This window comes from Streptomyces halobius (assembly GCF_023277745.1).
In the GTDB taxonomy this organism is placed as follows: domain Bacteria; phylum Actinomycetota; class Actinomycetes; order Streptomycetales; family Streptomycetaceae; genus Streptomyces; species Streptomyces halobius.
In genome coordinates, this window is the sequence record NZ_CP086322.1 from 3291532 (window position 1) to 3318161 (window position 26630).

The 26630-nt window shown below is 69.6% G+C and carries 25 protein-coding genes and 1 riboswitch; of the genes, 11 read left to right on the top strand and 14 right to left on the bottom strand.

Features of this window, described 5'->3' with window-relative positions:
* Positions 1 to 50: 50 nt before the first annotated feature.
* From K9S39_RS14970 to K9S39_RS14980, 3 genes are all read right to left on the bottom strand, one after another.
* Positions 51 to 2426 (bottom strand): VMAP-C domain-containing protein, encoded by a 2376-nt coding sequence (locus tag K9S39_RS14970; protein ID WP_248863833.1) that lies wholly within the window; start codon positions 2424 to 2426, stop codon positions 51 to 53.
* The gene (locus K9S39_RS14975; protein ID WP_248863834.1) at positions 2423 to 2989 is read right to left on the bottom strand and encodes a CU044_2847 family protein; all 567 of its coding nucleotides are present in this window, start codon (positions 2987 to 2989) and stop codon (positions 2423 to 2425) included. Before K9S39_RS14975 ends, K9S39_RS14970 begins: the two co-directional genes overlap by 4 nt.
* A 102-nt stretch (positions 2990 to 3091) precedes the next feature.
* Positions 3092 to 3943 (bottom strand): thioesterase family protein, encoded by an 852-nt coding sequence (locus K9S39_RS14980; RefSeq protein ID WP_248863835.1) that lies wholly within the window; start codon positions 3941 to 3943, stop codon positions 3092 to 3094.
* A gap of 104 nt (positions 3944 to 4047) precedes the next feature.
* On the opposite strand from K9S39_RS14980, the gene K9S39_RS14985 reads away from it, so the two are divergent.
* Positions 4048 to 4680 carry a trimeric intracellular cation channel family protein gene (locus K9S39_RS14985; RefSeq protein WP_248868766.1) on the top strand — a complete coding sequence of 211 codons (633 nt, stop codon included), beginning with the start codon at positions 4048 to 4050 and terminating at the stop codon, positions 4678 to 4680.
* Here the strand turns inward: K9S39_RS14985 and K9S39_RS14990 are convergent.
* Entirely contained in the window at positions 4674 to 4985 is a 312-nt protein-coding gene (locus K9S39_RS14990; protein ID WP_248863836.1) for a hypothetical protein, read from the bottom strand. The genes K9S39_RS14985 and K9S39_RS14990 overlap by 7 nt on opposite strands.
* A gap of 157 nt (positions 4986 to 5142) precedes the next feature.
* Here K9S39_RS14990 and K9S39_RS14995 point away from each other — a divergent pair, with 157 nt between their 5' ends.
* A complete protein-coding gene (locus K9S39_RS14995) occupies positions 5143 to 5967 on the top strand; it encodes a helix-turn-helix domain-containing protein (protein WP_248863837.1) in 825 nt (274 codons plus the stop codon).
* On the top strand, positions 5964 to 6188 hold the full coding sequence (locus K9S39_RS15000; protein WP_248863838.1) for a DUF397 domain-containing protein: 225 nt from the start codon (positions 5964 to 5966) through the stop codon (positions 6186 to 6188). Before K9S39_RS14995 ends, K9S39_RS15000 begins: the two co-directional genes overlap by 4 nt.
* A 42-nt stretch (positions 6189 to 6230) precedes the next feature.
* Here the strand turns inward: K9S39_RS15000 and K9S39_RS15005 are convergent, their stop codons facing one another.
* The 8 genes from K9S39_RS15005 to K9S39_RS15040 form a co-directional block, all read right to left on the bottom strand.
* Positions 6231 to 7262, bottom strand: coding sequence for an ABC transporter ATP-binding protein (locus K9S39_RS15005; RefSeq protein ID WP_248868767.1), 1032 nt, complete (start codon positions 7260 to 7262; stop codon positions 6231 to 6233).
* 74 nt (positions 7263 to 7336) lie between these two features.
* On the bottom strand, positions 7337 to 8506 hold the full coding sequence (locus K9S39_RS15010; RefSeq protein WP_248863839.1) for an ABC transporter ATP-binding protein: 1170 nt from the start codon (positions 8504 to 8506) through the stop codon (positions 7337 to 7339).
* The gene (locus K9S39_RS15015) at positions 8503 to 9513 is read right to left on the bottom strand and encodes an ABC transporter permease (RefSeq protein WP_248863840.1); all 1011 of its coding nucleotides are present in this window, start codon (positions 9511 to 9513) and stop codon (positions 8503 to 8505) included. The genes K9S39_RS15010 and K9S39_RS15015 overlap by 4 nt, the downstream gene beginning before the upstream one ends.
* Positions 9514 to 9611: 98 nt before the next feature.
* Positions 9612 to 11363 (bottom strand): ABC transporter substrate-binding protein, encoded by a 1752-nt coding sequence (locus tag K9S39_RS15020; RefSeq protein WP_248863841.1) that lies wholly within the window; start codon positions 11361 to 11363, stop codon positions 9612 to 9614.
* A gap of 45 nt (positions 11364 to 11408) precedes the next feature.
* Positions 11409 to 12407 (bottom strand): ABC transporter permease, encoded by a 999-nt coding sequence (locus tag K9S39_RS15025; RefSeq protein WP_248863842.1) that lies wholly within the window; start codon positions 12405 to 12407, stop codon positions 11409 to 11411.
* 394 nt (positions 12408 to 12801) lie between these two features.
* Positions 12802 to 13605, bottom strand: coding sequence for an enhanced serine sensitivity protein SseB C-terminal domain-containing protein (locus tag K9S39_RS15030; RefSeq protein ID WP_248863843.1), 804 nt, complete (start codon positions 13603 to 13605; stop codon positions 12802 to 12804).
* Positions 13606 to 13663: 58 nt separating this feature from the next.
* A complete protein-coding gene (locus tag K9S39_RS15035; RefSeq protein WP_248863844.1) occupies positions 13664 to 14479 on the bottom strand; it encodes an enhanced serine sensitivity protein SseB in 816 nt (271 codons plus the stop codon).
* 190 nt (positions 14480 to 14669) lie between these two features.
* A complete protein-coding gene (locus K9S39_RS15040; RefSeq protein ID WP_248863845.1) occupies positions 14670 to 15311 on the bottom strand; it encodes an AAA family ATPase in 642 nt (213 codons plus the stop codon).
* A gap of 296 nt (positions 15312 to 15607) precedes the next feature.
* A riboswitch (glycine riboswitch) is annotated at positions 15608 to 15703 on the top strand.
* Positions 15704 to 15854: 151 nt separating this feature from the next.
* Here K9S39_RS15040 and gcvT point away from each other — a divergent pair.
* The 7 genes from gcvT to K9S39_RS15075 all read left to right on the top strand — a co-directional run bounded on the left by gcvT (position 15855) and on the right by K9S39_RS15075 (position 23004).
* A complete protein-coding gene (gcvT, locus tag K9S39_RS15045; protein WP_248863846.1) occupies positions 15855 to 17021 on the top strand; it encodes a glycine cleavage system aminomethyltransferase GcvT in 1167 nt (388 codons plus the stop codon).
* A 136-nt stretch (positions 17022 to 17157) separates the two neighbouring features.
* A complete protein-coding gene (gene gcvH, locus K9S39_RS15050; RefSeq protein WP_248863847.1) occupies positions 17158 to 17535 on the top strand; it encodes a glycine cleavage system protein GcvH in 378 nt (125 codons plus the stop codon).
* Between the two features lie 91 nt (positions 17536 to 17626).
* Entirely contained in the window at positions 17627 to 18886 is a 1260-nt protein-coding gene (gene glyA, locus K9S39_RS15055; protein WP_248863848.1) for a serine hydroxymethyltransferase, read from the top strand.
* A 459-nt stretch (positions 18887 to 19345) separates the two neighbouring features.
* On the top strand, positions 19346 to 20728 hold the full coding sequence (locus tag K9S39_RS15060) for an L-serine ammonia-lyase (protein WP_248863849.1): 1383 nt from the start codon (positions 19346 to 19348) through the stop codon (positions 20726 to 20728).
* 313 nt (positions 20729 to 21041) lie between these two features.
* On the top strand, positions 21042 to 21812 hold the full coding sequence (locus K9S39_RS15065; protein WP_248863850.1) for a MerR family transcriptional regulator: 771 nt from the start codon (positions 21042 to 21044) through the stop codon (positions 21810 to 21812).
* 53 nt (positions 21813 to 21865) lie between these two features.
* Entirely contained in the window at positions 21866 to 22081 is a 216-nt protein-coding gene (locus K9S39_RS15070) for a hypothetical protein (protein WP_248863851.1), read from the top strand.
* 146 nt (positions 22082 to 22227) lie between these two features.
* Positions 22228 to 23004 carry an alpha/beta fold hydrolase gene (locus K9S39_RS15075; RefSeq protein WP_248863852.1) on the top strand — a complete coding sequence of 259 codons (777 nt, stop codon included), beginning with the start codon at positions 22228 to 22230 and terminating at the stop codon, positions 23002 to 23004.
* Positions 23005 to 23233: 229 nt separating this feature from the next.
* On the opposite strand, the gene K9S39_RS15080 is transcribed toward K9S39_RS15075, so the two are convergent.
* Positions 23234 to 23587 (bottom strand): hypothetical protein, encoded by a 354-nt coding sequence (locus K9S39_RS15080; protein WP_248863853.1) that lies wholly within the window; start codon positions 23585 to 23587, stop codon positions 23234 to 23236.
* Positions 23588 to 24096: 509 nt separating this feature from the next.
* On the opposite strand from K9S39_RS15080, the gene K9S39_RS15085 reads away from it, so the two are divergent.
* On the top strand, positions 24097 to 25887 hold the full coding sequence (locus tag K9S39_RS15085; protein WP_248863854.1) for a M4 family metallopeptidase: 1791 nt from the start codon (positions 24097 to 24099) through the stop codon (positions 25885 to 25887).
* Between the two features lie 416 nt (positions 25888 to 26303).
* On the opposite strand, the gene K9S39_RS15090 is transcribed toward K9S39_RS15085, so the two are convergent.
* On the bottom strand, positions 26304 to 26582 hold the full coding sequence (locus tag K9S39_RS15090) for a hypothetical protein (protein ID WP_248863855.1): 279 nt from the start codon (positions 26580 to 26582) through the stop codon (positions 26304 to 26306).
* Positions 26583 to 26630: the final 48 nt, after the last annotated feature.

Below are 26630 nucleotides of genomic sequence, written 5' to 3' on the forward strand. Positions count from 1 at the left end.
CTTCCCCGGCCTCTTTGCTTCCGGCTGCGCCGCGGGGCTCACCACTTCCTTCACGGCTGCGTCAACACCCAGGCGTCAGGGGCCAGTTGAGGCGGACGGTGATCCGGCGCGTCATACAGCAGCGACAGCCGCCGCCCATGATGACCGTCGCTCTCCGGCTCGGCCATCGCCTTGGCCCGCTCCAGCCGCACCGCCTCGGGCACCTGGGTGTGCTCCGTACCCTCCACCAGGGCCAGCAGATCCCGGCCGATGTGCTCCCCATGTTCGGCACGGTGCCACAGGACGGTGTGCACCCCGGCCTGGACGCACTGCCGCAACAGCGTTCCGTGGTGGGTCGGTTCGCAGCAGAGGATCACCGTGCCCGCGTCGCGGTGCACTTCCAGTTGCGCCCGGGCGACCTTGCGGTCGGTGTGCCGGTGATCCAGGATCAGACGCTTGGCCTCCGGCAGCGCGGCGGTGCGCTGCTTCCAGCCGGCGTAACTCTCCCGTGAGCGCTCCGTGGTGCGGACCACCACCCGCCGCTCGATGCCCGGCACGAACGGCCCGTCGTCGTCGCTGTCGCACGACTCCCAGGAATCCACGTCGAGCCCGAGCCAGGCGGCCGGCAGGAAGTACTCCACCAGCGCGGTCTCCGGGTCCTCCCGGACCTCGGTGCGCAGCACCCGCCGGATGTCGTCGACCACCTGCTCGCTGCCCGCCTCCTCGTCCCTGACCAGGGCGAGCCGGTGCGGCTGCCCGTCCGCCCAGGCCCAGATCTGATACGTGTAGCGCCGCCCGGTGGGTGTCGGCAGCAGCTCCACCTGCACGCGCGGGGCGACGGCCGGTTCCCCCGCGCCGTCACCCCGGCCGGGCACGGGCACCCCGGGGCGACCGGCAGCGGTGGAGACAGCCGAGGCAGCGGAGGCCCCGCGCCCCTCGGAGGTCGCGTGCCCCCCAGACGCCACATGGCCCCCGGATGCCACAGAGTCCGCATACCCCCCGGACATCGCAGACTCTGCACAAGTCGGGTAACTCGCATAACTGGCACAACTCCTGGACGCCGCATACCCCCTGGACGCCACGGCCGCCGCCGACGCCGCGAGATCCGCCCGGAACTGGCTGACCGCCGCATCATCCACACCCGAGCGGGCGGCTACCCGCTCCACCCAGGCGTCCAGGTCTTCGGCCGGATACGGCGCACCGGTCGCCCGCTCGTCGACGCTGATCCGCACCACGCCCTGCAGCAGCGGCGGTACGGGCGCGCCGACGGTGGAGCTGAAGCCCTCCAACGCGTCCACCGCGTCGGCCAGGCCGGTCACGGCGGGCAGTTCCGGCGCATGCGGAAGTACGGCCTCCAGGAGGGCCCTCGGGTCGGTACGGGTGCAGTGCGCCAGCAGTCCGGACAGATCGCGACGTTGACGGGTGGTCAGGAATTCTCCCGGGCGCACCGCGCGGGCGGCCCGGCGCAGCCGCTCCCAGTCGTCGCGGGCGGCGTATCGGCCTGGCCGGGCGTGCGGATCATGGGGATCCTCGGCGTACAGGACGTGGTCCCGTACCAGATCGAGCAGTTCGGGGATGCCCCGGCGTACGCTCACCGCCAGGCCGGCCAGCCGTTCCAGGTCGGCGGCCGGGCCCGCCGAGCGCCGGCCGAGCCGGGCGGCGAGCCGTTCCTCGCAGGTCAGGACCGCCTCCCGGCCCTTCAGCACACGCTCCAGCGCCATCAGCAGCTGCTGGACGCCGCGCCGGGCCGTGGGCACCGCAGAGGGCGGGAGGGTGGGGAGTTCGGCTTCGATGGCGGGCACGCTGATCGCGTACATCGTCGCCGGTGGTGCGCCCGGGGCGGCCGGGTCGGAGACGCGGTGCACGGCGGCGACCAGGCCGACGACGGCCTGGCGTTCGCGGTCCCACAGCGGCCCGCCGCTGAAGCCCTCGGTGACCTGGGCGCCGCCGCTCACATCCAGCGCGATCCAGGGCGGTGCGGAGACCCGGGGCACGGCGCGCACGGTGGGCAGCGGGTTGCCGCTGGCCCATAACGCGATGACTTCGTTGCCGTAGTTGTGCAGCAGGAACGGTGCCGGTGCGGCGCCTGCGGGCGGCTCGCCGGCCAGTTCCAGGACGGCGAGATCACCGTGATACGGCAGGCTCCCGGGGACCACCGGATCGCAGCCCGCCGCCTTCGCCCGCGGCGGCGACCACATCTCCCATACGACGCGTCCGGTCAGATCCCGGCCGACCGCGACATGGGGCAGCCGGACGGTGACGGTATCGCCGTATCCGGGGGCCTCCTGCGCGAACCGCTCCCGCCCCAGCGCGCTGTTGACGACATGCGCGCAGGTCAGGACGAGTCGTTCGGACACCAGCACACCCGCGCCCACCGCCCGTCCGCCGTGGCGCACAGAGGCGAAGGACAGCTGCAGCGGCGCATCCGGACCGGCGTCTGCGATCACGGCGCCGCCCCACCGGCCTCACTCGCCGAACCAGCCCCGTTCATGCCACTGGAGCCGCTGGAACCGTTCGTGCCGCCGGTCCCGCTCACCGCGCCCTGCTCCCCCGTGCCCCGCCCAAGGTTCCACGTGGCCGACACGGTGAAACTCGCCTCGCCCTTACCCGAGAACACCCCGAGCTTCAGATCCGATCCGAGCGTGACACCGAACTGCACGGTGACCTCGTCCGGACGGTGGCTGCCGCTGGAGATCGACCGGTGGATCCGGCCGAGCACCCCGCCCAACGGGCGCAGCGCCTCCTCCAGCACCTCACCGCCGCGGGTCACCGCACGGCTCATCCGGCCGTCGACGCTGACGGGCTGCGCGGACCCGAACCCGTCGGGAAGCTCCAAGTCACCGTCGGGACGCTCGACGTCACCCTCGGGAAGCGCCAAGTCACCTTCGGCGCCCGGCCGCTGCTCCGCGCCCGGTGCCGGGACCTTCGGCCGCGCCGCACCGGCGGCGGGCGGCTCGGCCCGCAGCCATACAACGGTGTCGTCATCGAGAGTGAGCGCCAGGTCCCCCATAGCGATCAGTTTGGCACGAACGCGCCGGGAGCCGCCGTCTCTTTTCCGTCAGGTGAACGGCGTTTCGGCCACCGGCTGCCCGACGGGCCCCACCGCACCCCGTTACTCATCCCCCTGCGGCGCCCGCGCCAACTGCCGCGACTGCGCGACGAGGTGATCATCGGAGTCCCACACCTCGGCGTCCTCCTCCAGGAAACCACCCGACAGGTTGCGGGTGACGATGGCGACCCGCAGCGGGCCGGGCGCCGGGCGCCTCCGGATGTGGGTGGTGAGCTCGACGGTGGGCACCCAGCCGGACAGCCCCAGATCGAAGGCGGTGGGCGGCAGCGCGTCGACCGTCAGGAGGAGCGAGAGCGGGTCCGGCGCCCGGCCGTCGGCGAGACCGAACCAGGCGCGCATGTCGCCCTTGCCGGACGGCGCTCCGACGGCCCAGCCCGCGGTCGCCGGGTCCAGCCGGAGGTCGAGCCGGTCGGCGATGGCGGTGCTGCCGGGGATGGCCGGCCGGTCGCCGGGGGCGCTGTCCGCGCCCAGGCAGTGTTCGTACGGCGGGATGGCCGGCGGCTTGGCGGTCGTACGGACGTCGTCGGGCAGCGCGCCGAGATCCCCGTACGCGGCGATCACCCGCAGCCGCTCGACCTCGGTGCCGTCCTCGGCGGTCTGCACGAGGGTGGCGGTGCCGGTGGACATCGTGCGGCCGGTGCGGACCACCTCGGTACGGATGGACGCGGGCCCGGGGACCGAGGCCGTCAGATAGTGCGCGGTGACCGACATCGGGTCGGGGTGCGGCAGGGCGTCGCCCAGCGCGCGGCCCATGAGGGCGAGCAGATAGCCGCCGTTGACCGCCTGGATGATCGTCCAGCCGGCGGAGAGGTCCGCGTCATAGACGCCCGGAGCACGCCGGGTGACCGCCGTATCGCGGTCGAACTCGCTGTTACCGATGGTCGCCGTTGCCATGGCGGCACGCTACACCGAAAAGTTACCGACTGGTAGTGTCAGTTTTAACGACCGTGAACAACCGGGAGCGGAAGCGGCCCTTCCGGGCTGCCATCATGAGCGCCATGCTGCATGTCCTCTACCTGGTCGGCGTCTCCGCCTTCGCCGCGAGCGGGGTGCTGGCCGCCTACCGCGCCAACATGGACCCCTTCGGCGGGCTGGTCCTCGCCTTCGCCGCGTCCATCTCCGGCGGGACGCTGCGTGATCTTTTCCTCGGGCGCCAGCCGCTGTACTGGACGCATGACTGGATCCTGCTGACGGTGATCATCTGCGTCGGCGTGGCCACCATGATCTATCTGCGGTTCTGGTCGCTGCCCCGCAAGGCGCTGCTGGTGGTGGATGCGATCGGACTCTCCGTCGTCACGGTGATCGGGGCCCGTGCGGCCATCGAGGCGGGCGCCACCCCGCTCGCGGTGATCATCCTCGCGGTGCTGACCGGCGTCGCCGGTGAGGTCATCCGCGATGTGCTGTGCGGGGAGTTCCCCCCGCTGCTGCTGCGCGAGGACGTGTACGCCATCGCCGCGCTGACCGGCGCCTGCTGCTACCTGGCGCTGCACCATCTCGGCACAGGGGCCACCCCCGCCGCGGCGATCTCGGCAGGGGTGGTGTTCGCGCTGCGGATGGGCGCGGTCTACCTGGGGCTGCATCTGCCCCGGCCGCAGCAGCTCAGGGGGCGGGGCGGGCCGGACGCTCACTGACGGTACGGACTCTCACCGACGGGTCGCCGACCCGCCCGTCGGCAGATCGCGCACGGAAACCGGCACGGCTGCACGGGCTCACCCAGGGGGACGTGGAACACGGCACCGCTGCCAGCCGGGACGCTCCGGGGACGCCACTTCTCCGCGACGCCGTGAACGCCGGCGAGCGTGTCGGTCAAGTCCTCCGCCAGCAGATGCAGTTCCCCGGACGTCCACACCTTCCCGTCCAGCACGCGCCGCGCTTCCTCGATGAGCGCGGCAGCCATGCCGAGCCGTGCCGCTTCACTGTGCATTGCGTCCGTCATGTCGCCAGTCCCCTCCGGGTTTCCTCGTCACCAGTTGTAGCTATTCGGTCACTTGGGCAACGCAACTGCCAATAGAATGGCCCTCGTTAAGCCTCAGCGCTTAAGACGTTGACCTGCGCAGCTGCTGGCTGCGATCACATGAGGAGAGGTCACGGCATTGGACGAGACGACCCCACCCGAGCTCTTCAATCCGCTCCAGCGCTTCGGCCAGGACATCAAGCGGGTACGCCTGGGCCGCAAGCTAACCCAGAAGCACTTAGGCACGGCCACGGGCTACACCGATGCGTACATCTGCATGGTGGAGTCCGGAAAGCAGAAGGCGAGCGAGAAGTTCGCCAAGGGCTGCGATGTGGCGTTCGGGACGAACGGGCTCTTCGAGGGGCTGCTGCGGAGGATCGATGAGGGCGAGCATCCGTCGTGGTTCGTGCCGTACCTGAAGCTGGAGCGAAAGGCGTCGAAAATCCTGACCTACGAGACGAACCTCGTGGCAGGCATCGTTCAGACGGAGGACTACGCGCGGACCGTGTTCCGCGTATCCAACCCTCGGGCCAGTGCAGAGGGGATCGAAGACAAGGTTGCAGCCCGGCTACGGCGGCGTGAGGTGTTCGAGCGGGACAGTCCGCCGTTGCTGTGGGTCATCCTTCATGAGGCATGTCTACGAACCGTCATCGGTGGCGCCGAGGTCATGGCAGGGCAGCTTGACTATCTGAGGACGGTAGCCGCGTCACCACACGTCGAACTCCAGGTCGTGCCGTTCTCAGCGGGCATTCCAGCCACGTCCACGATGCCCTTCATCGTGTTGCGCTTCCCCAACTCCCCAACGGTGCTTTACACGGAGACCCGGGTAGGAGCCAGGATGCACGACTCCGAACAAACGGTCGACGCCGCCCTGGATGATTATGATCGTCTCAGGGCACGTGCGTTGTCCCCGGACGGATCGCTGACCCTGATCAAGACTCTGCTGAAGGAGTACAGAGCATGAGCCCGGACTTGGATCTGGCCGCCGCCGAGTGGGTCAAGTCGTCCTACAGCGAAGGCAACGGCGGGGCATGTGTCGAGTTCTCCCGCGATCTCGCCCACCGCCCCCACGGCCTCGTCCCCGTCCGCGACAGCAAGGACCCCGACGGCCCGGCGCTCATCTTCCCCGCCACCGGCTGGTCCTCGTTCGTCTCGGCCGTCAAGCGCGGCGACTTCACCGCCTGACCGACGCGGGCAGGGCTTCCCGAAGGAGGGAGACCCTGCAACCTACTTCACGTCGTTCTCCGGGTGGTGGCACGCCACCTGGTGCCCCGTGCGCAGCGCGACCAACGGCGGCTCCGTGGTCGCGCATTCCTCCGTCGCCTTCCAGCACCGCGTACGGAAACGGCAGCCGGAGGGCGGGTTGATCGGCGAGGGCACATCGCCCTTGAGCAGGATCCGTTCGCGCTGGGTGCGCCGCTTGGGGTCGGGCACCGGCACCGCCGAGAGCAGCGCCTTGGTGTACGGGTGCATCGGCGCTTCGTAGAGCCCCTTGCGGTCGGCCAGTTCCACGATCTTGCCGAGGTACATGACCGCGATCCGGTCCGAGACGTGCCGGATGACGGATAGGTCGTGCGCGATGATCACATACGTAAGCCCCAGCTCCTCCTGGAGGTCGTCCATGAGGTTGACGACCTGTGCCTGGATGGAGACATCCAGCGCAGACACCGGCTCGTCGGCGACGACCAGCTTCGGTTTCAGGGCCAGCGCCCGTGCGATGCCGATGCGCTGCCGCTGGCCGCCGGAGAATTCGTGCGGATAGCGGTTGTAGTGCTCCGGGCTGAGGCCGACCAGCTCCAGCAGCCGCTGCACCTCCTTCTTCACTCCACCCTCGGGCTCGATGCCCTGAAGGCGGAAGGGGGTGCCGATGATCCCGCCGATGGTGTGCCGTGGGTTCAGCGAACCGTACGGGTCCTGGAAGATCATCTGGACGTCGCGGCGCATCGGCCGCAGCCTGCCCGGGGTCAGATGGGTGATGTCCCGGCCCTCGAACTCGATGGCACCGCCGGTGGGTTCGTCGAGCCGGGTGATCAGCCGGCCCATCGTCGACTTGCCGCAGCCGGACTCGCCGACGACGCCGAGGGTTTCCCCGGGGCGGACGTCGAAGTCGATGCCGTCGACCGCCTGGACCGCCCCGACCTGCCGTTTGAGCAGGCCCTTGGTGATCGGGAAGTGCCGGACCAGGCCACGGACCTTGAGCAGCGGCTCGGGGCCGGGGCCGGGGGCGGCGTCCGGGCCGGTGCCGACCGTCCTGGCCACCTCGCCCGCCTCAGCTGCCTCGGCCGCCCTGCCCGCCTTGGCCAGCGGGATCTTCTTGCTGTCATGTGTCTCGGTCACAGCTTCGGCGCAATCTCTTCGGTCCAGATACGCTCCCGCTCCCCCTGCGCCATATGGCAGGCGGAGTAGTGCCCGTCGTCGACCTGGCGCAGTTCGGGGAGCACCGTGCGGGTGACGTCGTCCTCGGGGACGTCCGCGTACGGGCAACGGGGGTGGAAGGCACAGCCGGACGGCACATTGATCATGCTGGGCGGCGATCCCTTGACCGGGACCAGCCGGTCGGTCTGGTCACGGTCGATCCGTGGCATGGAGCCGAGCAGGCCCCAGGTGTAGGGGTGCCGGGGCTCGGAGAAGACCTTCTCCGCCGGGCCGCGCTCCACGCACCGGCCGCCGTACATCACCAGCAGGTCGTCGGCGAGTTCGGCCACCACCCCCAGGTCGTGGGTGATGATGATGACCGCCGAGCCGAACTCCTTCTGGATGTCGCGGATCAGGTCCAGGATCTGCGCCTGGACGGTGACGTCCAGGGCGGTGGTGGGCTCGTCCGCGATCAGCAGCTCAGGGTTGTTGATCAGCGCCATCGCGATCATCGCGCGTTGGCGCATGCCGCCGGAGAACTGATGCGGGTAGTCCCGGAACCGCTGGTGCGGCTCGGGGATGCCGACCCGGTCGAGCATCTCCACGCTCCGCTTGCGCGCGGTCTTTTTGTCGACGTCGTGGTGGACCCGGTACGCCTCGGAGATCTGTGAACCCACCGTGTAGTACGGGTGCAGCGCGGACAGCGGGTCCTGGAAGATCATCGCCATGTGGCGGCCGCGCAGCCGGCGCACCCGGTCCGGGTCGGCGCCGATCAGCTCCTCGCCACCGAGCCACACCTGGCCCGAGATCCGGGCCCGCTCGCTGCGGTGCAGCCCCATGATGCCCAGCGAGGTCACCGACTTGCCCGAGCCGGACTCGCCGACGATGCCGAGCGTCCGCCCGGCCCTGAGGTCGAAGCTGACGCCGTTGACGGACTTCACCAGGCCGTCGTCGGTGTCGAAGTGGATCCGCAGGTCCCGCACGGACAGAAAGGAGTCCTCGGGGGGCGGCTGATGCGGCTGGTGCTCCTGCCCGGGCACGGCGACGCCCGTCGCCTCGGCCGCCGTATCGGTCCTGCTCGACCCGGTCCTGCTCGACCCGGCCGCCGTATCGGCCTTGCTCGACTCTGTCTTGCTCGGCTCGGTCATGACAGCCTCACCCGGGGGTCGATCGCGGCGTACACCAGGTCCACCAGCAGATTGCAGAGAACGATGAAGAAGGCGGCGGTCAGGGTCACCCCCATGACGATGGGCAGATCGCTGCGGGTCACGCCCTGGATGGCATACGCGCCCATCCCCTGCAGGGAGAAGACCCGTTCGGTGATGACCGCACCGCCGACGAGCAGCGCGAAGTCCATGCCGAAGATGGTGATCAGCGGGGTGAGGGCGGAGCGCAGGCCGTGTTTGAAGACCACCTTGCGCTCGCGCAGGCCCTTGGCCCGCGCGGTGCGGATGTAGTCCTCCCCCATGGTCTCCAGCATCCCCGCGCGGGTGAGCCGAGCATAGAGCGCGGAATAGAGGAAGGCGAGGGTGCACCAGGGGAGGATCAGGTTCCAGGCCCACTGACCCGGATCCTCGCTGAACGGAACGAAGTGGAGGTTCTCCCAGACGGGCCAGTTGAAGCTGAACAGGGCCAGCGAGACCAGGCCGGTGAAGAACATCGGGAGGGAGACGCCGGCCAGCGCGATCGTCATGGCGAGGCGGTCGAAGAGAGACCCCCGCTTGAGTGCGGAGAGCACTCCGGTCGCGATGCCGGAGATCACCCAGATGGCCGCCGCGCCGATGGCGAGGGAGAAGGTGACCGGGATGCGCTGGACGATCTCGGGCCAGACCTCGACATGGGTCTTGAAGGAGTAGCCGAAGCAAGGGGCGTTGCAGACCGAGGGGTTGGGGCCGAAGTTGTACTCGGCGCCGGCCACGATGGCCTTGATGAAGTGCCAGTACTGGACGTGGATCGGCTGGTCGAGCCCCAGGTTCTTCTTGACCGCGGCGATGGAGTCCGGGTCGGGGTTCTTGCCGATGTACTGGGCGGCCAGCGAGTCGGTCGTCTGTCCGCCCAGCCGGGGCACCAGAAAGAAGATCGCGAACGTGACTGCGCTGACCACCAACAGCAGCAGTACCGCGGCGAACACGCGTCGGATGATGTACGCAGCCACAGCCGTGCGGCGCCGGGTCCGCCGGGCGGGGTAGCCCGGCGGACCCGGAGCCTTCACCTGCCTTTCGAGGGGTGCTCGGTGCCCTGGGGAGTCGGGCCCTACTTGGTGGAGCTCATCAGCACGTAGTCGTACATGCCGAGGTAGGACTCGGCGACCGTGACGTTGGCCGCGGAGTCCGGGCGGTAGAGCAGGTTCTTGCGGTAGAACAACGGCACGTTGACGGCGGTCTCGGCGACCTTCTGGTCGAGGTCGCCCCAGATCTTCCCGCGCTTGGCGTCGTCCAGCGTGGCGATGCCGGCGCTCAGCGCCTGGTTGATGGCCGGGTCGTCCAGCTCGGCCAGGTTCGTGCCGCCGGACGGCTTGATCGCGTTGCCGTTGATGATCTGGTCGAGGAAGCCGAAGCCGGTCGGCCAGTCGGGGCCCCAGGCCATCATCATCATGCCGAGCTTGTTCTTCTTGACGTATGCCGGGACACCGGCGTAGTCGGTGAAGTACTTGTCGGCCGGGTAGGTCTTGATGTCGGCGTCGATGCCGACCTTCTTCAAGGTGCCCTGGAGCTGGGTGGCCGCGGTGACCTCGTCGGGACGGTCGTTACGGGCGGTCAGCGCGGTCTTGAAGCCCTTCGGCAGGCCGCACTTCTTCAGGTGCTCCCTGGCCTTGTCCAGGTCGCCCTTGTTGTCCGGCGACGCGTACAGGTCGAACTTCTTGTAGCCGCTGACGGACGGCGGGATCAGGGTGCTCGCCGGGTCGCCCTTGGGCTTGCCGCCGATGGCGTTGACCATGCCGGTCTTGTCGACCGCGTACTGCACGGCCTTGCGGCACTCGATGTTGTCGAACGGCTTGACGTTCACATTCAGCGCCAGGTATTGCGTGGCCCCCGCGTACGGGTTGTCCGTCTTCGCCTTCTCGGCCGGCTTCGTCAGCACCTTGGGCTGGGTCTTGGACTCCAGGCCGGTGCCCGCGATGTCCGCGGTGATGGTGTTGTTGAGCAGGTGCTCGTCGCGCGTGGTGACGTTGACGTTGAACTTGAGCTCGATCTTGTCGGGCAGCGCCTTGCGGATCGGGTCGGTCTTGGCATCCCACTCGGGGTTGCGCACCAGCGTGGCGCCGCGGCTCTCGCTGTAGGACTGGAACTTGTACGGACCCGAGGACACGATGTGCTGGACGTACTCGGCGCCCTTGTCGGCCTTCTTCGGCACCGGCGCGGTCTGTGAGAAGGCAGCGAGGTAGTCCATCTCCGCGAACGGCTTCTTGAGCTTGAAGACGATCGTGTACTTGTCGGGGGTCTCGATGGAGTCCAGGCCCTTGCCCGACTTGTCCTTGTAGGGACCTTTGTACTTGTCGCCACCGATCAAGTAGTTCTTGAAGTACGTCGGACCGTTGGACAGTGCCTCGGGTGCGAAGTTGGAGCGCTCGATGGCGTACTTGACGTCGGCCGAGGTGACCTCGGTGCCGTCCTCGAACGTCACGCCCTTGCGCAGCGTGTAGGTCCAGGTCTTGGCGTCCGGGCTGGCCTTGCCGAGCGAGGTGGCCAGGTCCGGGACCAGCTTCAGGCCGTCCTTGCCCGGCGCGGGGTTGAAGGTGACCAGCGAGCGCCCGTACAGCCGGGAGAAGTTCTGCACCCAGCCGTAGTAGGTGTTGCCCGGGTCCAGGGAGTCGGGACCGCTGGAGTGCTCATAGGTCACCGTGCCCCCCTTCTTGTCCGACTTGTTGACGATGCTGGTCAGCCCGGCGTTCGCGGTGGCCTCGCCGCCCTTGCTGTCGCTGGAACCGCCGCCACTGCACGCCGAGGCGCCCAGCGCCATCGCTACGGTCGCGGCGATCACAGCTGCCGTCTTTCTGGTATTCATGCTGAGGAAAGCCCCCTTGATCCGGTCGTTGCGGCGGGGCCGCGGTTACTTGCTGCGTGGGTCGAGGGCGTCACGGAGCCCGTCCCCCAGCAGGTTGAAGGCCAGCACGGTGATGAAGATCGCCATGCCGGGGATGACCATGAACATCGGGTCGACCTGGTAGAGGTCCACGGCGGTGGTGAGCATGCCGCCCCAGGACGCTTGCGGCGGTGCGATACCGACGCCGAGGAAGCTCAGGGCCGCCTCGAAGAGGATGTTGGTCGGGATCAGCAGCGTCGCGTAGACGAGGATCGGCGCGACCAGGTTGGGCAGCAGCTCCCGGAAGAGGATGAACGGGCCGCGCGCGCCGAGGGACTTGGCGGCGTCGACGAACTCCCGCTCGCGCAGGCTCAGCGTCTGGGCCCGCACGATGCGCCCGATGTAGGGCCAGCTGAAGAAGCCGATCACGAAGATCAGCACGGCGATGCGCAGCGGCAGGCCCTCCAGACCGAAGGCGCCGTTCTGCAGCGAGGCCGAGATGGAGATCGCGAAGAGCAGCAGCGGGAAGGCGAGGAAGGTGTCCATCAGGCGGCTGATGAGGCTGTCCACCCATCCGCCGTAGAAGCCGGCCACCACGCCCATCACCACACCGATGGCGACGGACAGCAGCGTCGCGCCCACCGCGACGACCAGGGAGACCCAGGAGCCCTCGATGATCCGGGCCAGGATGTCGCGGCCGGTCTGCGGCTCGACGCCGAGCGGGTGCTCCCAGCTGATGCCGCCGAACGCTCCCTTGGGGGCGAGAAGTTCGGGGTCGATCAGGTCCTGGTGGAAGGCGTCGGGATCGAGGCCGAACACCGTCTGGATGGGCTGGGAGAGCACCGCGACCAGGATCAGCAGGAGGACGACGATGCCGCCGGTGACCGCTGCCTTGTCGCGCTTGAAGCGGATCCAGGCGATCCGGCCGAGCGAACGGCCCTCGATCCGTTTGCCTGCGACGCCCTGCAGCACCACTTCCGACTGCGCCTCGGCAGCCGCCCCGGTGGTCTCGATCGGTGCGGTCACGGTGCCCTTGCCCCCTTTTGGCCGACGGTGGCCGGCCCCATGTCCGCCGCCGCGGCGACCCGATACACATCAGTGATGCAAGTGGTGCAAGTGGTGCAGACATCGCGGACGTTCGCCCCGTGGAAATCGGAGATTCACGCGATGCCGTCTGAAAGTCGCTCGTACAAAGAGCCGAAGCTCTTGCTGCGGGAGTCTTCATCCGATTCGCGATCACTCACCAGCCCTCGCGGGGAAAGGATGCGCAACTGTGATCTGGACCACGACCTTCCGTTATACGGACGGCCGACCCGACTGAGCGGTGCGAACAGGGAGGAGAGAGAAGGCCCGACCGGTGGGCATACCGCGGCAATCCGGTGGGCGCACAGGGGAAATTCAGCCCGAAAAATCCGGCGGATCAGTAGGGACGCGGATATCCGTAGCCGTAGGAAGGTGCGGGAGCGGGACCCTGGCCGGGAGCCTGGACATAGCCGTCGCGATCGAAGAAGGGGCGCGTGGAGGCCCGCATCCACATTCCGACGGGGTCGTATTCGTCATTCATCGCGACGGTCGACACCGGCAGACCGTCCGGAACCGCGCCGATCGACTGCTGGATCATCAACCGCGCCGAATCCACCGCATGGCGGCCGGTGTCGTACAGATCCAGACCGATGGCCAGATACGGGGCACCCAGGGCGGGCTGCACCCAGGCCCGGCGCAACGACCGTACGGCGGGCGTGCGGTGGGCGTTCTGGGCCAGGAGGGCGTAGAACTGCGGGATGTCGAGGACCGGTTCCGAGATCCGCAGCGGTCCGGCGGGCAGCCGGTCGAGGCCGACGGCGATCCGGCGCAGATCCAGCCAGGGGACGCCGACACCGCCGCCGGGAGCATGCGGATTCAGCCAGAGACCCCAGCGGTCGGGGAAGAGCGTCGCGGCGATGTCGGGGCCGGTGACGAGTTCGTGGTCGCGGGTCCAGCCGGAGGCGGCGAGTTCGGCGGCCGAGGTCACACACGGCGCATAGCCGAGGCCCTCGACCTCCATGTTTCCGTACTGCGCGTCCGGTGTACCGGCCCGGCCCTGCCACAGGAGCATCCAGACCTGCCCGGCGGCGAGTGCCTGCAGCAGCGCCTCGTAGGCGTCGTAGCGACCGGGCGAGACCTGCTGCAGCATCTGCTCGACCCGTCCGGCCGCCGCCGCTCCCTGATGCGCACCCGCGCTCACGTGTCCGTCCCTTCTGTCGGCAGGGCACGTTGGGGCGCCCGCCCGTCCTCCAACCAGCTTACGAGTGCTCACGGGAGTAGAAGGGCCGCACACGCGCCAGCATCCAGTCGGCGACCGGGTCGCCCTGGGCGATGTCGAGCATGACGAGCTGGACGGGCCAGGGCACCGGCACCGCGCCGAGCGCACGTCCGAGGGCCTGCAGGGCCGTGTCGCGGGCGGTGCCGTCCTGCAGTGCGGCGGGGGTCGCCTCGACCTGAACTCCGACGAACAGCGCGGGCGTGTCGCCCTCGACACTGGCCAGGACACGACGGGCAGTCAGGACAATTCCGGCACCGGAGAATTCCAGTCCGGCGGCGGCCAGGAAGTCCACCGGCTCGTCCTGCCAGTCCGGTTCGAAGAGCCGCACCCGTCCGCCGCTCGCCGGGCCGTCCGCTTCCGTACGCCCCACCCGGCACAGTTCGGCCACCGCGGCCGGCGGCAGCGGGACGCCCACCACGCCGTCCGGATTGACCGCGATGCCCAGCTGCGCGGGCAGACCGCGGGCGAACTCGCGGGCCGGCGCGACGGTGAAGGACATATACGAGCCGACGACCCGCCGGAACTCCTGCTCGGAGCTGAAGACCGGGACATAGGCCGCGCCGTCGATCTCCACCGTGGGCAGATCCAGACCGCGGGCGCCCGGGCCCGCGCTCTCCGGGCCGCCGCCGTTGGGCAGCGGCACCCACACCTGGCTGCGGCCCAGCACCTCGACGATCCGGCCGCCCGCGCCCGGGTGCCCGACCGACGCGGCCAGCACCTCTTCGAGCTCGTTCGCCGGCCACGCCACGTCCGGTATGCCCTGCTCCGGGAAGCTCCCCGGCTCCGGAAATGTCATCTCACCCACCCGTTCGACCACGTCAACCGGCCAAAGACCCTAGTAGGCCAAAGACCCTAGTAGAGGACGGGCCCCGGCCCGGCTTCGGGCAGAGGCGGGCCGGGGCCTGCGGCCCCGGGGCCCGATTCGGCGACCAGCAGCGCGGAAAGCCGGTGCCCGGCCGGGCGTGCGGCCCCGGAACCCGCCTCCCTCAGTCGAAGCTCACCGTCTCCAGCGCGCTCGCCGCCCGCCGGTCCAGCAGCACCGCCGAGCCGACGCCCTTCGGCAGCCGGGCCGCCTCCGCCCCGCCGACCAGCCGGCGCACCGCCCTGCGGTGCCGCGCGAAGGCGTACCCGGAGACACCGCGCCCCCGGGCCTCCTGGCCGGACAGCGCCACCTCGGGCGAGACGTCCAGCAGCACCAGATGCAGCCCTCGGCCGCCGCGCCGGGCCGAGCGCGCGATCCAGCGCCGCACCCACGCCTGCGTCCCGCAGTCATGGACCACCACGCTGTCGCGCGACCGCAGCGCGCGCCGCAGCCCGAGGTAGTGGGCGGCGCGGACCAGCGGACGGTAGAGGCCGTACGGCAGCCGGCGCAGCCTGCCGCGCTCCCAGCGTTCGCGGACGTCCTGCGAGTCGATGCGGTGCACCGCGGCGCCCCGGGCGTCCAGCGGCGGCACGATCCGGTGCATCAGCGTGCTCTTGCCGCTGCCCGGCAGACCGGAGACCACGACCAGATCACCGGCCGGAAAACGCATCCCGGTGGCGGGCCGGGCCCCCTCCCTCAAGTCCATGACCTCGGCATGGCGTCCTGGCCTGACGACAGCCAGGGCCAAGCGCCTGGGGCGGGGCATCGCGGCGCCCGCGACCCCCGCATTCGTCGCGAATGCGGCTTCCCTGTGCACCGTGATCGCCCCTCCCGGTCCGATACGAGTCCGGTTCAAGCCCGTTCTCTACCCGCAGAGTGTCAAGAAACGGTAATGCCCTTCAAGGCGATTGTCCGGTCCGTCCGCGCTGGGGACGCGCCGTGGACGTGCTCCGGTTCCGGTCGACGACCAGGGCTCCTTTATCCGGGGATCCCGTGCAATGATGTCGGCGCCACGTGCACACCGGCTCTTCACCGTGCACGGCCAACTCCATACCGGCCGCTTGAACCCGCGCGGGAGAGTCCCCGGCCGCCACGGCGGGGCGCCGAAGGAGCAAGTCCTCCCTTGAATCTCTCAGGCCCCTATACCGCGCAGGCGAGGCAGATCTGAAAAGCGAGCCACTGCCCGGTCGAAGGGGCGGCTCCACCCAAGGTGCAAACCGGGTCCGTTCGCGGGATCCCGGTGAACCTCTCAGGTTCCGATGACAGATGGGGAGAACGTCTTGTCACCCATGCCTGGGAGCCCGGAACCATGACTGATGCCCCCCGCCGAACCGCGCTCGATGCCACGCACCGTGCGCTCGGCGCCACCATGACCGACTTCGCCGGCTGGGACATGCCGCTGCGCTACGGCAGCGAACGCGAAGAGCATGTCGCCGTCCGCACCCACGCCGGCCTGTTCGACCTCTCCCACATGGGCGAGATCACCGTCACCGGACCGCAGGCCGCCGACCTGCTCGACTACGCGCTGGTGGGCAACATCGGCGGGGTGAAGGCGGGCCGCGCCCGCTACACGATGATCTGCGAGCCCGGGGGCGGCATCCTCGACGACCTGATCGTCTACCGCCTCGCCGAGCAGGAGTACATGGTCGTCGCCAACGCCTCCAACGCCCAGGTGGTGCTGGACGCGCTGACCGAGCGCGCGGGCGGCTTCGACGCCGAGGTCCGCGACGACCGGGACGCCTATGCGCTGATCGCGGTCCAGGGCCCGGAGTCCCTCGGCATCCTCAAGGGGCTGTCCCCCAAGCTCTCGACTTCGCTCGAGGAGGGAGGTGCCCCCATCGCCGATTTGGACGGCCTCAAGTACTACGCGGGCCTGCCCGGCACCGTCGCCGGAGTGCACGCGCTGATCGCCCGCACCGGATACACCGGCGAGGACGGCTTCGAGCTGTTCGTCCGGCCCGAGGACGCGGTCGCCCTCTGGGAGGCACTGACCGCGGCCGGGAAGGACGCCGGGCTGATCCCGTGCGGCCTGTCCTGCCGTGACACGCTGCGCCTGGAGGCGGGTATGCCGCTGTACGGGCATGAGCTGACCACCGGGACGACGCCCTTCGACGCCGGGCTCGGCCGGGTCGTGAAGTTCGAGAAGACCACCAACAACGGTGACTTCGTGGGCCGCGCCGCGCTGGAGGCGGCCGCCGAGCGCGCCGAGGCCAGCCCGCCGCGCAAGCTGGTCGGCCTGATCGCCGAGGGCCGCCGGGTCCCGCGCGCCGGCTACCCGGTCGTCGCGTCCGACGGCACGGTCATCGGCGAGGTCACCTCCGGGGCGCCGTCCCCGACCCTGGGCAAGCCGCTCGCCATGGCATATGTCGACGCGGCGTACGCCACGCCGGGCACCGAGGGTGTCGCCGTGGACATCCGTGGAAGCCATGAGCCGTACGAGGTCGTCGCGCTGCCGTTCTACAAGCGGCAGAAGTAACGCTTCAGCGACGGCGGACCCGGTAGGGGCGCGAGGCGAAAGCACCCGCGCGTCGCACCGCGCCAGACCTTCCCCTCGGCTTCGCCAGGGGCGACCCGCTTCACGATCACACCCTCGCGTACAGGAGAATCGAACCATGGACAACCCCCAGCAGCTGCGCTACAGCAAGGAGCACGAGTGGCTGTCGGCCGCCGAGGACGGCGTCTCGACGGTCGGCATCACGGAGCACGCCGCCAACGCGCTCGGCGATGTCGTCTTCGTGCAGCTCCCCGAGGTCGGTGCCACGATCACGGCGGGCGAGACCTGTGGTGAGCTGGAGTCGACCAAGTCGGTCAGCGACCTCTACTCACCGGTCAGCGGCGAGGTCACCGCGGTCAACGAGGACGTCGTCAGCGACCCCTCGCTGGTGAACACCGCCCCGTTCGAGGATGGTTGGCTGTTCAAGGTGAAGGTGAGCGGCGAGCCGGGCGAGCTGCTCTCGGCCGACGAGTACACCGCCTTCGCCGCCGGCTGAGCCCCGCCACCCTGCCACCGCCCGAGTGGAAGCTCCCCCGGACTCCGTCCGGCGGGACCCCATCGCGCCCCCTGACCCTCCAGGAAAACTCATGTCGCTTCTCAACAGCTCCCTCCATGAGCTCGACCCCGACGTCGCCGCCGCCGTCGACGCCGAGCTCCACCGTCAGCAGTCCACCCTCGAAATGATCGCGTCGGAGAACTTCGCTCCGGTCGCCGTCATGGAGGCCCAGGGCTCCGTCCTCACCAACAAGTACGCCGAGGGCTACCCCGGCCGCCGCTACTACGGCGGCTGCGAACACGTCGACGTCGTCGAGCAGATCGCCATCGACCGGATCAAGGCGCTCTTCGGCGCCGAGGCCGCCAACGTCCAGCCGCACTCGGGTGCGCAGGCCAACGCCGCCGCGATGTTCGCGCTGATCAAGCCGGGTGACACCATCCTGGGTCTGAACCTCGCGCACGGCGGGCACCTGACCCACGGCATGAAGATCAACTTCTCCGGCAAGCTCTACAACGTGGTGCCCTACCACGTCGACGAGAAGACCAACCTGGTCGACATGGAGGAGGTCGAGCGCCTCGCCAAGGAGCACCGCCCGCAGCTGATCGTGGCCGGCTGGTCCGCCTACCCGCGGCAGCTGGACTTCGCGGCCTTCCGCCGGATCGCGGACGAGGTCGGCGCCTACCTGATGGTGGACATGGCGCACTTCGCCGGCCTGGTGGCGGCGGGCCTGCACCCCTCCCCCGTCCCGCACGCGCACGTGGTGACCACCACCACGCACAAGACCCTCGGCGGTCCGCGCGGCGGTGTGATCCTGTCCACCAAGGAACTCGCCAAGAAGATCAACTCGGCGGTCTTCCCCGGTCAGCAGGGCGGTCCCCTGGAGCATGTGATCGCCGCCAAGGCGGTCTCCTTCAAGGTCGCCGCGTCCGACGACTTCAAGGAGCGCCAGCAGCGCACGCTGGACGGCGCCAGGATCCTCGCCGAGCGCCTGGTCCAGGACGACGTCAAGCAGCACGGCGTCTCCGTCCTGTCCGGCGGCACGGACGTCCACCTCGTCCTGGTGGACCTGCGCGACAGCCGGTTGGACGGCCAGCAGGCCGAGGACCGTCTGCACGAGATCGGCATCACGGTCAACCGCAACGCCATCCCGAACGACCCGCGGCCGCCGATGGTCACCTCGGGCCTGCGGATCGGCACCCCGGCGCTGGCCACCCGCGGCTTCCAGGCCGAGGACTTCCGCGAGGTCGCGGACGTCATCGCCGAGGCGCTGAAGCCGTCGTACGACACCGAGTCGCTCAAGGCCCGGGTCACCGCGCTGGCGGACAAGCACCCGCTGTACCCGTCGCTGTGAGGACACGCGTCCCCGGGCATCGTCCTTGCCGCCCCGCGCGTGGGTCCGTGGATTGTCCTTGCCGCCCCGTGCGAGGACCGTCCTCGGCGCCCCGCGTCAGGGCCGCGGCTCCGGAGGCCGTGTGGCACGGCGCCCGGTGACGCACCCCTCTCCTTTGAGGGCGCCCGGGCCCGCCGGCCATCCGGCGGGCCCGGGAAACGGGCCATGGGCCCGGGGCTCCGCACCTTCGGGGCTCGGTTGCGCCCCTCCGCCGAACCTCCGGGCCGATCCGCCTCTGACCAGCGGGAACGCCAGCTTCGTGCGGTCTGACGTAGGCTGCGCCGAGGGTGGTACACCTACGCCCGCCCCAAATTACCCAGAAGTCCGTCCGGCCGTCGGCTGCCCTCGATACCCTTCGAAGCAGCTGGACGGTCCGCTTCCCCGCCACCGCGGGGATGAACCGCGCGGGAGTCCGCCACCATGGCCATCTCCGTCTTCGATCTCTTCTCGATCGGCATCGGCCCGTCCAGCTCGCACACCGTCGGCCCCATGCGCGCCGCCCGGATATTCGCCGGCCGTCTGAAGAAGGACGGCCTCCTGGCCCAGACCACATCTGTCCGGGCCGAGCTCTTCGGTTCGCTCGGCGCCACCGGCCACGGCCACGGCACCCCCAAGGCGGTCCTCCTCGGCCTGGAGGGCCACTCCCCCCGCACCGTCGATGTGGAGCGCGCGGACGACGAGGTCGAGCGGATCCGTACGACCAAGCGGCTGCGGCTGATGGGCGCCGAGATAGGCGCCGCCCACGAGATCGACTTCGACGAGTCGACCGAGCTGATCCTGCACCGCCGCCGCGCCCTGCCGTACCACGCCAACGGCATGACCCTCTTCGCCTACGACGCGGGCGGCGCTCCCCTCCTGGAGAAGACGTACTACTCGGTGGGCGGCGGCTTCGTCGTCGATGAGGACGCGGTCGGCGAGGACCGCATCAAGCTCGACGACACCGTCCTCAAGCACCCCTTCCGCACCGGCGACGAGCTGCTGCGCCTCTCCCAGGACAACGGGCTGTCCATCGCCGCGCTGATGCTGGAGAACGAGAAGGCATGGCGCACGGAGCAGGAGATCCACGACGGCCTGCTGGAGATCTGGCACGTCATGCAGGAGTGCGTCTCGCGCGGCATGTCCCGCGAAGGCATCCTGCCCGGCGGCCTCAAGGTCCGCAGACGCGCCGCGCACTCCGCCCGCCAGCTGCGCTCCGCGGGCGATCCGCTCGCCCACGCGATGGAGTGGGTCACCCTCTACGCGATGTCGGTCAACGAGGAGAACGCGGCCGGCGGCCGGGTCGTCACCGCGCCCACCAACGGCGCGGCCGGCATCATCCCCGCCGTCCTGCACTACTACATCAACTTCGTACCCGGCGCCGACGAGGAAGGCGTCGTCCGCTTCCTGCTCGCCGCCGGCGCCATCGGCATGCTCTTCAAGGAGAACGCCTCCATCTCCGGCGCCGAGGTCGGCTGCCAGGGCGAGGTCGGCTCCGCCTGCTCCATGGCGGCCGGCGGACTTGCCGAGGTCCTGGGCGGCTCCCCGGAACAGGTGGAGAACGCCGCCGAGATCGGTATGGAACACAACCTCGGCCTGACCTGCGACCCCGTCGGCGGCCTCGTCCAGATCCCGTGCATCGAGCGCAACGGCATGGCCGCGGTCAAGGCCATTACCGCCGCCCGTATGGCCTTGCGCGGCGACGGCCGCCACCATGTCTCCCTCGACAAGGTGATCAAGACCATGAAGGAGACCGGCGCCGACATGAGCGTCAAGTACAAGGAGACGGCCCGGGGCGGGCTCGCGGTGAACATCATCGAGTGCTGAGCCTGCGTGGCGGGCCGGTTGTAGGCCCTGACCAGCGCGTTCATCTCTTTCAGCGCTGTCAGGGCCTGCCCTATTCACGCGGCGGAACGTCCCTGAGACCTCCCTGAGGCCCTACCGGGACAGACACGGGAGTCCCTCAAAAGTCCCTGAGAGGTCTCTGAAAGTCCCTGGGAAATCCCAGCGAGCAGAGCTTCAAGGGGCACGTTCTCCGGCGATGCGCTCGCAGCACCACGAGCCCAGCCGTGTTCGAGAAGCAGCGGTGGTCATCGTTACGACTTGATCCTCACGCGGCGTCAGGATGCATCGTGGCCCTATGACTGTTTCCGCCACCTGGAAAGTGGGTCGGCTCGCCGAGGCCAGCGGGCTGACCGTGCGCACGCTGCACCACTGGGACACCATCGGTCTGCTCAGCCCCTCCCGGCGCACTGCGGGCGGGCACCGGGAGTACACCGAGGACGATCTCGTCCGCTTGTATCAGGTGCTGCTGGCTCTGCGTGGTCTGGGGCTGAGCCTGGAGACCATCGCCGTCTGTCTGGACGCAGGATTCGACCCGCGACGCCTGGTGAGGGACCACTTGGCGGGCGTAGAGGCTTCCATCGCCGCTCTCGACGCCTTGCGGCAGCGGCTCCTGCGGCTTGGCGGCGAACTGGCGGCGGATCGGGCCCCGACGGCCGCGGAGTTGCTCGACGCGTTGCGGGCGATCGGCGGCACGAGTCCCGAGGGCGGGCACACGCTGCGCCGTCGCCTGGATGCCGGCCAGTTGGAGGTACTGGAGACCCGCGCCGCGGCCCTGGGGCCCGCGATGCATTACCTGTTGGAGATCGAACGGCCGGAGCTGTACCGCAGGGCCGACCGGCTCCGTACGGCCGGGACTCCTCCCACCGATCCGAAGGTCCGGCGGCTGGTGGCTCGCATGGATGAGCTCAGCACGTCGTTCACCGGCGGCGACGCCGGTATCTCCGCCGGTGTGCGGAATGCCTGGCATGACGATCCGGCCGCCATGTCGGGAGAACCGGCCGCCCCGGCCGATGACTGGCGGGAGCTGTCCGACTACCTGGACCTCGCCCGCCGCAGCACAACCTGACCGGCCTCCGCTGCTGCCAGCCCGTCATCCGCACCTTCCCAAGGAGCCCGGCCATGGACCGTCAAACCCGTATCCGTACCGCCCTGACCTCGACGTTCCCCACCCTCCTGACCGTTCCGCTCTGCTGCCTCCTGGCTGCGGTCGGCACGGTCCCGTGGGACATACTCCTCGCCCTGCCCCTCGCGCTCACCGTGCACGCCGTCATCAACTTCATCCGGCTGCGACCGAGGCTGTCAGCCGTCGACTCCGGCCGCTCGAACCCCCTGTGACAACAGGCGCTGCCACAGCACGCGGCGTATCAAGGTGAACTGAACCGTCGCCTTGCCCTCGCAGGTGTGAGGGGGATGGGGGTGCACCGAGTTCAGGTGGTTACCCTCGTCCCTTCACTGACTTTGATTCGGAGGGGGAGCAGACTGTGCGTCATGCCGTCGTGACGTCTGAGGGCGACCAGATGCGGTGGGCGGAGCTGCCGGGGCAGGAACCTTCCCGCGTCTACGTGCATGGTCTGGGCGCCACGTCCCCCGCCTACTTCGCGGAGGTCGCGGTCCACCCGCTGCTGGCCGGCCGCCGTTCGCTGCTGATCGACCTGCTAGGTCACGGCATCAGCGACCGGCCGACCGGCTTCGACTACACCCTGGAATCGCACGCCGATGCCCTCGCGAAGACCCTGACCTCCGCAGGCGTCACCGGTGCGGAGCTGATCGCGCACAGCATGGGCGGCTCGGTGGCCATCGTCCTGGCCGCCCGGCACCCGCACCTGGTCTCCCGCCTGGTCCTGGTTGACGCCAACCTCGACCCGATCCCGCACCGGCCCGGATCCGGCGGCAGCAGCGGCATCGCGGCCTATTCCGAGCGGGAGTTCCTGGCAGGCGGCTGGGAAGACGTCCGCGACCGGGTCGGCCCCCGCTGGTGGTCCACCACGCGCCTGGCCGGCCGCGAGGCCCTGCACCGCAGCGCGGTCCATCTCACCCGCGGCACCGTCCCCACCATGCGCGAACTCCTGCGGGACCTGAAAATTCCCCGCACCTACCTGCTGCCCGAAACCGACGGCCCGCTCCCCGGCGCCGACGCACTCGCCGCGGCGGGGGTGACCGTGGTCGCGATCCCGGACTGCGGGCACAACATCATGCTGGACAATCCAGACGCCTTCGCCCATGCCACCGCGGCCGCGCTTGCGGACCAGGGCCAGTAGCGATGCGAGCACGCTTCATGTGACTGGCCGTGGCGCATGGCGCCACGGCCAGGGCCTCTTACTCGTCTGATGTGTCCGCAGGGCGTACTGGCCCACTTCTGCTCGGAGTGGAGCAGCGCGGGGACGGCGTCCGGCGGTCCGAAGGGGGCCGACGACAGTCGCGGCACGGCACGGCTTCCGAACCCGCCAGCGCGCCAAGACGAGCAGGATCCTCACAAAGCCCCACCAGCTAGGCGAAGTCGATGGCGGCCAGCGCAGGGCCGGCGAACGCCAGCGCGTACTGCAGCCTGACGACCCTGCTCCGCGCTGCATGGCTCACCACAGCGCTGGGCAGGCAAAGCGCCAGCACTCCCGCGACTGCGGACAGGCCCATCGACCACAGAGCCACGCCCACCAGGGGTCCGCTTGCCCCGTCTCCGCTGTACGCCTGATTGAGGACGATGATGAGGAACGCCCCGTAGGCAAAGGCGAGCAGCAACAGGCCGATACCGGCGAACACGCGCACTGCCGGCGTGGACTGCGCGAACGGGTCAGTCGCCGCCGCAGCGGGGGCGATGGTGGACTTCGGGTCGGGTGCGGTCATGAGCACCATCCTCGCTCAGGCGCGCCGCCCGGCCATCGTGGCGCATACTCATGAGCTGAGAGAGCACGTACTCAGAGGTCCCCGGCTGATAGGGCTCTTTGAATTTCCCCACCCCTTGTCAGAAGTGGGACAGACCTGCTCGCTGTGGTTCCCCAACCCGTGCCACGCTGGCCTGCGGCCGGCCGCCACGGCGGAGGGGCCGGCCGATAGCCATTCGCACATCTCGCGGCGGCCGAGCAACCATCCGCCCCCGATCGACTCTCTCCCCCCAAGAGCACCACGAGCACAACGCCCATCGAGAAACACAGTTGGTCACCCGCCGACTACCCAAGGCCGATCAATTATCACGTTTTGATTCAACAGGACACAAAAACGGACTTACGTCTTTACATGCCCATGTCAGGCTACGCAGGGTTTGCGCGGGGTCGCCCGACCCCCGCGGTGCGCAACGGCACCGCGCGTACGGGCGGTTGGGGAACCGGCCGCCCATGTGCTCAAAGGACCCGAACATGCGTAGACCCCACATACGCAACCTGGCGATAGCCGTCGCGGTGACCACCGCCGCGACGCTCACCGCAGGCATGGCAGGCACCGCCACCGCGGCCCCTTCGGCCACTGCCGCCTCAACTCCCGACTCCTCCCCCACACATGCATCGATCGTGGACGCGGCCCGCGCCGCCGCGTACACCCACTCCTCCGCCACCGGCGTCGGCAAGAACGACACCCTCAAGGCCACCGATGTACTGGTCGACCCGGACGGCGAACAGCACGTCCGTTTCCTACGCACCCATCGCGGCCTGCCGGTCCTCGGCGGTGACCTCGTCATCCACCTGGACGCCAAGTCGGCCTATGAGGACGTCACCAGGGCGGCCGGGAAGCCGATCGAGGTGCGGTCCCTCCGCACGAAGTTGTCGGCCGGGCAGGCCCAGGAGAAGGCCGCGGCCGCGGCGCAGGGCAAGGCCGGTGAGGCCCAGCTGGTCGTGGACGCCCATGCCGGTCGGACCGCGCTGGCCTACCAGGTGCGGGTGACCGACAGCCGCACCGACGAGACCGGCGGCGTCCGTACGGTCGTCATCGACGCCGCTACCGGCACCGTCCTCAGCGACATCCCGGCCAACGACGCGTTCCTGTCGCCCGCCGTCAAGGACAAGCTCCGCGAGCGGGGCGAGCGGCTCAGCCCCGCGACCGGACTGGCCGCCAACGCCCCGGCCGCCGCGGGCAAGCCCGGCCAGGGCTCCGCGGACCCGGCCGACGGCACCGGCCGGTCCCTCTTCTCCGGCACCGTCCCGCTCTCCACGACCCGGACCGCGCAGAACTCCTTCACCCTCAAGGACGCCACCCGCGGCGACACCGAAACGCGGGACGCGGACGGCGAGAAGCCGGCGAACTTCACCGACGGCAAGGCCTTCACCAGCAGCGACAACCGCTGGGGCGATGGCACGACGAACGACCGCAGCACCGCCGCGGTGGACGCCCAGTACGGCATCACCAGCACCCTCGACTTCTACGAGAAGACGTTCGGGCGCGACGGCATCAAGAACGAAGGCGAGGGCGCGCACGCCCTGGTCCACTACGGCAAGAACGTCGGCAACGCCTTCTGGTCCTCCAGCTGCGGCTGCATGCTCTACGGAGACGGTGACGGCAAGACGTTCACCAAGCCGCTGGTCGTCCTGGACGTCACCGCCCATGAGCTCACCCACGGCGTCGTGGCCGCGACCGCCCGCCTCAAACCCACCCGGGTGGACGAGGAGGGGCACTACTTCGGCGAGCCCGGCGCCCTGAACGAGTCGCTGGCGGACATCTTCGGCAGCTCGGCGGAGTTCGCGACCAACAACCCCGAGAACCCGCCGAACTACCTGATGGGCGAGAAGCTCGGCCTCAAGCAGAAGTTCCTGCGGCGGCTGGACAAGCCCTCCCTCGACACGCTTGGGGACACCGTCGACTACTGGTCGGAGAAGACGAACGACACCGAGGTGCACGCCGCCTCCGGTGTCTCCTCGCACGCCTTCTACCTCCTCGCCGAGGGCAGCGGGAAGAAGACGATCGGCGGCGTCGAGTACGACTCCCCCACGTATGACGGCTCCAAGGTGACCGGCATCGGACGGGACAAGGCCGCGAAGATCTACTACCAGGCGCTGACCCGGTACATGGTCCCCACGACCGACTTCCACGACGCCCGGACCGCGACCCTGAAGGCCGCCGCGGACCTCTACGGCGACACCAGCACCGAGTACGAGACGGTGGACGCGTCCTGGGCCGCTGTGAACGTCACGGAAGCCAACACGCCCACCAAGCGCTGAACCGGCCGGTGCCCTCCGCTGCGAGCGGGGGGCACCACGGCGGAGGGGCCGGGTGCAGATCCAGTCGGCGGGCGCGACGCCGTCCCGGACGGCGTGTCCTTCGCGTTCTTCCCGGTGGCGATTCGTGTTCTTCCTGGTGACGATCTGCGTGGCGAAGAGCCTGGTGGGGATCCCGGTCCTGCTCTTGCTGTCGGCGGTCGTCGGGGGCAGGGACGCGATGTTCTTGCCCCGCAGAAGACGGAAACGGAAGGCGAAGAGTGCTGAATCGGGTACTGACCAGCCAGGTCCTGTCGTGGCGGGATGGCGAGCGCGGGGCCGGGGGCGCCGCCCCGGTCGTTACCTGAATCTTTCATACGGACAGGCTACGAGTGACCACTGACAGACACCGCCGTCACCGCCCGCGCCCGCACCCGCGCCTACTTACCGATCTCCCAGGCGAAGGGCGGGAGTTCGCGGGCCCGGGAGTAGATGTCCAGAGCGTGGCGCGCCAGGACGAACGGGTGGACGCGGGCGCCTTCCAGGCCGGCCAGCAGCCGGGCGCAGTGGTGGATACAGCCGGCCACCTCCGCGCCGTTGCGGTCGATGATGGTGGCGTCGTCGTACGACCCCTCGCACGGGGTCGGGTCCTCGGCCGCGGCGGCCGCGCAGCGACCCTGTGGCGAGTGGCTTGCCGGGCGGTCGAGCGGTCGTCCCATGGTGCCGTCCCCCAGGTGTATGTACGGAGTGTCCGTGCCGTTGTGACT

Excerpts from the sequence above, each read along its gene's own strand:
- K9S39_RS14975 (WP_248863834.1), bottom strand. The coding sequence starts at position 2,989 with ATGGGGGACCTGGCGCTCACTCTCGATGACGACACCGTTGTATGGCTG.
- K9S39_RS14980 (WP_248863835.1), bottom strand. The coding sequence starts at position 3,943 with ATGGCAACGGCGACCATCGGTAACAGCGAGTTCGACCGCGATACGGCG.
- K9S39_RS14985 (WP_248868766.1), top strand. The coding sequence starts at position 4,048 with ATGCTGCATGTCCTCTACCTGGTCGGCGTCTCCGCCTTCGCCGCGAGC.
- K9S39_RS14990 (WP_248863836.1), bottom strand. The coding sequence starts at position 4,985 with ATGACGGACGCAATGCACAGTGAAGCGGCACGGCTCGGCATGGCTGCC.
- K9S39_RS15000 (WP_248863838.1), top strand. The coding sequence starts at position 5,964 with ATGAGCCCGGACTTGGATCTGGCCGCCGCCGAGTGGGTCAAGTCGTCC.
- K9S39_RS15010 (WP_248863839.1), bottom strand. The coding sequence starts at position 8,506 with ATGACCGAGCCGAGCAAGACAGAGTCGAGCAAGGCCGATACGGCGGCC.
- K9S39_RS15020 (WP_248863841.1), bottom strand. The coding sequence starts at position 11,363 with ATGAATACCAGAAAGACGGCAGCTGTGATCGCCGCGACCGTAGCGATG.
- K9S39_RS15035 (WP_248863844.1), bottom strand. The coding sequence starts at position 14,479 with ATGACATTTCCGGAGCCGGGGAGCTTCCCGGAGCAGGGCATACCGGAC.
- K9S39_RS15040 (WP_248863845.1), bottom strand. The coding sequence starts at position 15,311 with ATGCCCCGCCCCAGGCGCTTGGCCCTGGCTGTCGTCAGGCCAGGACGC.
- gcvT (WP_248863846.1), top strand. The coding sequence starts at position 15,855 with ATGACTGATGCCCCCCGCCGAACCGCGCTCGATGCCACGCACCGTGCG.
- gcvH (WP_248863847.1), top strand. The coding sequence starts at position 17,158 with ATGGACAACCCCCAGCAGCTGCGCTACAGCAAGGAGCACGAGTGGCTG.
- glyA (WP_248863848.1), top strand. The coding sequence starts at position 17,627 with ATGTCGCTTCTCAACAGCTCCCTCCATGAGCTCGACCCCGACGTCGCC.
- K9S39_RS15060 (WP_248863849.1), top strand. The coding sequence starts at position 19,346 with ATGGCCATCTCCGTCTTCGATCTCTTCTCGATCGGCATCGGCCCGTCC.
- K9S39_RS15065 (WP_248863850.1), top strand. The coding sequence starts at position 21,042 with ATGACTGTTTCCGCCACCTGGAAAGTGGGTCGGCTCGCCGAGGCCAGC.
- K9S39_RS15070 (WP_248863851.1), top strand. The coding sequence starts at position 21,866 with ATGGACCGTCAAACCCGTATCCGTACCGCCCTGACCTCGACGTTCCCC.
- K9S39_RS15080 (WP_248863853.1), bottom strand. The coding sequence starts at position 23,587 with ATGACCGCACCCGACCCGAAGTCCACCATCGCCCCCGCTGCGGCGGCG.
- K9S39_RS15085 (WP_248863854.1), top strand. The coding sequence starts at position 24,097 with ATGCGTAGACCCCACATACGCAACCTGGCGATAGCCGTCGCGGTGACC.
- K9S39_RS15090 (WP_248863855.1), bottom strand. The coding sequence starts at position 26,582 with ATGGGACGACCGCTCGACCGCCCGGCAAGCCACTCGCCACAGGGTCGC.